The organism is Mesorhizobium sp. M5C.F.Ca.IN.020.32.2.1 (genome assembly GCF_004023105.1).
GTDB classification, from domain to species: domain Bacteria; phylum Pseudomonadota; class Alphaproteobacteria; order Rhizobiales; family Rhizobiaceae; genus Mesorhizobium; species Mesorhizobium wenxiniae.
On record NZ_RZSX01000415.1, the window covers coordinates 1 to 5410 of the forward strand.

3 protein-coding genes and 2 pseudogenes are annotated in these 5410 nt (G+C 62.7%); 3 read left to right on the plus strand and 2 right to left on the minus strand.

What is annotated here, in order from left to right; all coding sequences use genetic code 11:
• The 3 genes and pseudogenes from EOA86_RS20340 to EOA86_RS20350 all read left to right on the plus strand — a co-directional run.
• Nucleotides 1–650: pseudogene (locus EOA86_RS20340) on the plus strand (DNA recombination/repair protein RecA); the annotation flags it as partial.
• 254 nt (nucleotides 651–904) lie between these two features.
• A complete protein-coding gene (gene alaS, locus EOA86_RS20345) occupies nucleotides 905–3571 on the plus strand; it encodes an alanine--tRNA ligase (RefSeq protein WP_128343279.1) in 2667 nt (888 codons plus the stop codon).
• A gap of 42 nt (nucleotides 3572–3613) precedes the next feature.
• Entirely contained in the window at nucleotides 3614–4051 is a 438-nt protein-coding gene (locus tag EOA86_RS20350) for a PhzF family phenazine biosynthesis protein (RefSeq protein WP_245497328.1), read from the plus strand.
• A 16-nt stretch (nucleotides 4052–4067) separates the two neighbouring features.
• Here EOA86_RS20350 and EOA86_RS20355 read toward each other — a convergent pair.
• Nucleotides 4068–4693, minus strand: a pseudogene (locus EOA86_RS20355) (glutathione S-transferase family protein).
• Between the two features lie 107 nt (nucleotides 4694–4800).
• Nucleotides 4801–5410: NADP-dependent isocitrate dehydrogenase (locus EOA86_RS20360; RefSeq protein ID WP_128343280.1), on the minus strand; the 610-nt coding region annotated here is incomplete at its 5' end.

The following is a 5410-nucleotide window of genomic DNA, read 5'->3' on the forward strand; positions in this document are numbered from 1 at the left end:
ACGTGCTGGTGGTCGATTCGGTCGCGGCGCTGACGCCGCGCGCCGAAATCGAGGGCGAAATGGGCGATTCACTGCCCGGCCTGCAGGCCCGCCTGATGAGCCAGGCGCTGCGCAAGCTGACCGCCTCGATCTCGCGCTCCAACACCATGGTCATCTTCATCAACCAGATCCGCATGAAGATCGGCGTGATGTTCGGTTCGCCCGAGACCACGACCGGCGGCAACGCGCTGAAATTCTATGCTTCGGTGCGCCTCGACATTCGCCGCATCGGCTCGGTCAAGGACCGCGACGAGGTCGTCGGCAACCAGACCCGCGTCAAGGTGGTCAAGAACAAGCTGGCGCCGCCCTTCAAGGTGGTCGAGTTCGACATCATGTATGGCGAGGGCGTGTCCAAGACCGGCGAGCTGGTCGACCTCGGCGTCAAGGCCGGCGTGGTCGAGAAGTCGGGCGCCTGGTTCTCCTATAATTCGCAGCGTCTCGGCCAGGGCCGCGAGAACGCAAAACTGTTCCTGCGCGACAATCCCGACACGGCACGCGAGATCGAGCTGGCGCTGAGGCAGAATGCCGGGCTGATCGCCGAGAAATTCCTCGAAAATGGCGGTTCCGAAGGCGGAGACGATGGTTTCGAGGACGAAGCGGGCGCGATGTAGGATACAGGCTGCCAGTCAAAGTTACCCGTTTGAGTTCGCGTATCCCGAATTGAGTTGGTGTATCGATTTGTTTATGCCGCCGGCCTTGGGCCGGCGGTTTGCGTTTTTGCTAATAGCTCTGGTCATTGTGAACAGCCGGCAAGCGCTACGGTTTGGAGCAATTCCGTGTTTCTGGACAGGGTGCGGTGCGACCGCTAAAAGGCCATGTCTGTTTTCCGCCGGCAATCGGCGGATCTCTCGAAAAGGCAGTATTCATGAGTGGCGTCAACGAGATCAGGTCGGCATTTCTCGACTATTTCCGCAAAGAGGGTCACGAGGTCGTGGCGTCGAGCCCGCTGGTGCCGCGCAACGACCCGACGCTGATGTTCACCAACGCTGGCATGGTGCAGTTCAAGAACGTCTTCACGGGGTTGGAAAGCCGTCCCTATTCGCGCGCCGCCACCTCGCAGAAATGCGTGCGCGCCGGCGGCAAGCACAACGATCTCGACAATGTCGGCTACACTGCCCGTCACCACACCTTCTTCGAGATGCTCGGCAATTTCTCCTTCGGCGATTATTTCAAGGAGCGCGCCATCGAGCTTGCCTGGAACCTGATCACCCGCGAGTTCGGCATCGCCAAGGACCGGCTTCTGGTGACCGTCTACCATACCGACGACGCGGCCGCGGGCTTCTGGAAGAAGATCGCCGGGCTGCCGGAGGACAGGATCATCCGGATCGCCACCAGCGACAATTTCTGGGCGATGGGCGATACCGGTCCCTGCGGCCCGTGCTCGGAAATCTTCTACGACCATGGCGCCGACATTCGGGGCGGCCCGCCCGGCAGCGCGGATGAGGACGGCGACCGTTTCATCGAGATCTGGAACCTCGTCTTCATGCAGTTCGAGCAGGTGACGAAGGCGGAGCGGATCGAACTGCCGCGCCCGTCGATCGACACCGGCATGGGGCTGGAGCGCATCGCAGCCGTCCTGCAGGGTGAGCACGACAATTACGACATCGACCTGTTCAAGGCGCTGATCCGTGCCTCGGAAGAGGCGACCGGCGTCAAGGCGGAAGGCAAGAACCGGGCGAGCCACCGCGTCATTGCCGATCATTTGCGCGCATCGAGCTTCCTCATCGCCGACGGCGTGCTGCCGTCGAACGAAGGCCGCGGCTACGTGCTGCGTCGGATCATGCGCCGCGCCATGCGCCATGCGCAGCTTTTGGGCGCCCGTGAGCCCCTGATGTGGCGGCTGGTGCCGGCGCTGGTGCGCGAGATGGGCCAAGCCTATCCCGAACTGGTGCGCGGCCAGCCGCTGATATCAGAGACGCTGAAGCTCGAGGAAACGCGCTTCCGCAAGACGCTGGCGCGCGGCCTCGGCCTGCTTGCCGACGCGACCGAGACGCTCGGCAGCGGCGACCGGCTTGACGGCGAGACAGCGTTCAAGCTTTACGACACCTATGGCTTCCCGCTCGACCTCACTCAGGACGCACTGCGCCCACGCGGGGTTTCGGTCGATCTTGAGGGATTTGACGCGGCGATGGAGCGGCAGAAGGCCGAGGCGCGGAAGAGCTGGGCCGGCTCCGGCGACGCGGCCACCGAAACCGTCTGGTTCGCGGTGCGCGAGAAGGCGGGCGCGACCGAGTTTCTAGGCTACGACACCGAGCAAGCAGAAGGCATCGTTCAGGCGCTAGTCAGGGATGGCGCCGCGGTGGAGAGCGCCGTTGTCGGCGAAACCGTCGGCGTCGTCGTCAACCAGACGCCTTTCTATGGCGAGTCCGGCGGCCAGATGGGCGACACCGGCGTGATTTCGGGCGAAGGTTTTGCTATCGACGTCACCGACACGCAGAAGAAGGGCGACGGCCTGTTCGTGCATTTCGGCAAGGTCACCAAGGGCACCGTCAAGACGGGTGAAGCGGTCGAGTTGAAGGTCGACCATATCAGGCGCACGCGACTTCGCTCAAACCATTCGGCGACCCACCTTGTCCACGAGGCGCTGCGCGAGGTGCTCGGCACCCATGTCGCGCAAAAGGGCTCGCTGGTCGCGCCGGAACGGCTGCGCTTCGACTTTTCCCATCCCAAGCCGATTTCGGCCGAGAAACTGGAACGCGTCGAGGCGATGGCCAACGAGATCGTCGTGCAGAACGGCCCGGTGACGACGAGGCTGATGAGCGTCGATGACGCGATTGCCGAGGGCGCCATGGCGCTGTTCGGCGAAAAATATGGCGACGAGGTCCGCGTCGTGTCGATGGGCACCGGGGTTGCCGGTGACAAGGCCGGCAAGCCCTATTCGGTCGAGCTCTGCGGCGGCACCCATGTCGGCGCCACCGGCGATATCGGCCTGGTCCGGCTGGTGTCGGAGGGCGCTGTCGCCGCTGGCGTACGCCGCATCGAGGCGCTGACCGGAGAGGCGGCCAGAAAGCATCTCGACGAACAGGACAGGCGGCTGAAGGCGGTCGCTGCCACGCTGAAGATTTCGCCGGCCGACGTGCCGGCCCGCGTCGAGGCGCTGCTTGACGAGCGCAAGAAGCTTGAGAAGGACCTGACCGAGGCGCGCAAGAAGCTGGCGCTGGGCGACCGCTCGCCAGCCGGCGTGCCTGCGGAAAACGAAACCATTGCCGGTGTCGGTTTTCTCGGCAAGGCGGTATCGGGCGTCGCGCCAAAGGATTTGAAGCCGTTGGCCGATGCCGGCAAGAAGTCGCTCGGCTCCGGCGTCGTCGTCTTCGTTGGCGCCGGCGAGGACAACAAGGCGAGCGTCGTGGTCGGCGTCACCGACGACCTGACCGGCCGCTTCAGCGCCGTCGATCTGGTCCGCGTGGCATCCGCGGCATTGGGCGGGCAGGGCGGCGGCGGTCGACCCGATATGGCCCAGGCCGGCGGCCCGGATGCCTCGAAGGCCGAGAACGCGATCGCTGCAGTGAAAGCGGCGCTGGAAGCGGCGTGAACATGTGCCAGTAGGGCGGGCCGAAATGGCGGCGGGGATAATGTGACCACGTTGACGATGTATCAAGTCGACGCGTTTGCCGAACGGGCTTTCCAGGGCAACCCTACGAGCTTCCGCAATTTCGAAAACCTGTTTGTCGAGCTTGTCGACGAGGCATCCGTACGGTCATTCGTTCCCGATCTGCTTAGGATCGGAACCCTTCATCCTCTTGGCCTGGTCATTACCGCGCCTGGGCGAGCCCATGATTTCGTCTCGCGTGATTTCGTGCCCGGAGCGGGCATTCCCGAGGATCCGGTGACTGGGTCAACTCATGCGACACTGGTGCCTTACTGGTCTGAAAAACTCGGCAAGACGCATCTGTCGGCATTCCAATGTTCGCAGCGCGGCGGGCATTTGCTGTGTGACCTGGCTGGAGATCGCGTGCTGATCGCAGGTCGTGCGAAGACCTTCATGAAGGCGGAAATCTACCTTCCCGAATGAGCAGCTGCCATTCGCCTCACCCTGCCTTTTTAGTTCCGGAAAAGGTTGGACGCTGAGCGATGCGGTCCCACCATGCCCGAATATCGGGAAACTCGGCCAGCAGCTTCCGCCCTTCGGCGACCTTGACGAAATAGCCGATGATTGGCGCGGCATGCAGGTCGGCGAGCGTCAGTTGCTCGCCCAACAGCCATGGCCCCTCGGCTTTCAGCGATGAGAGCGCCCGTAGTGTCGTTCTCGCCTGCCGAAGTCCGGCGGCGATCAAAGCCTCGTCAGGCGCCGTCTTCTCCAGCCGCTCGACAGCGACATCCCAGACCATGGCCCGATAGGCATAGGCGTCGAGCAGGCCGATGATCTGGTTCATGGTTGCGCGAGGCCGAACTTCGACCGGTTGCAACGCCGGGCCATCAAAGGCCCCGTCGACATAACGGGCAATCGCGCTGGTCTCGTATAGGCGGAACCCGTCATGCTCGAAGGCAGGGATGCGGCCGACGGGTGATGGTCGAAATACCAGCCCGAAATGCCGTCCACCGCAAAGATGTCGACCGGCACAAGTTCGTAGTCGATGCCTTTTTCCGCGAGCGCGAGGCGGACGATGCGCACGTAGACGCTATAGTCCGCCCCGTAGACGACCGGTTTGCTCATGATGCTCACTACAGCGCGCGTCTTTTCATACGCGCAAAGGACGCTGTAGCACTTTGATTTTGCGCATGATCCTGTCCGAAAATGATTCCGGTTTTCAGGGTCATGCGTCAGGCCATCGCCTTCTGCAGGTTCTCGTCGATCTTGTCGAGGAAGCCGGTGGTCGAAAGCCATGGCTGGTCGGGACCGATCAGCAGCGACAGATCCTTGGTCATGAAGCCAGCCTCGACGGTCTGGATGCAGACCCTTTCCAGCGTCTCGGCAAAACGCTTCAACTCGGCATTGTCGTCGAGCTTGGCGCGATGGGCGAGGCCGCGTGTCCAGGCGAAGATCGACGCGATCGAATTGGTCGAGGTTTCCTCGCCCTTCTGATGCTGGCGATAGTGACGGGTGACGGTGCCATGTGCGGCCTCCGCCTCCACGGTCTTGCCATCCGGCGTCATCAGCACCGATGTCATCAGGCCGAGCGAACCGAAGCCTTGCGCCACAGTGTCCGACTGCACGTCGCCATCATAGTTCTTGCAGGCCCAGACATAGCCGCCCGACCATTTCAGGCTGGAGGCGACCATGTCGTCGATCAGCCGATGCTCGTACCAGATCTTTTTCGCCTTGAATTCGGCTTCGAACTCGGCCTCGTAGACTTCCTGGAAAATGTCCTTGAACCGACCGTCATAGGCCTTGAGGATGGTGTTCTTGGTCGAGAGGTAGACCGGATAATTG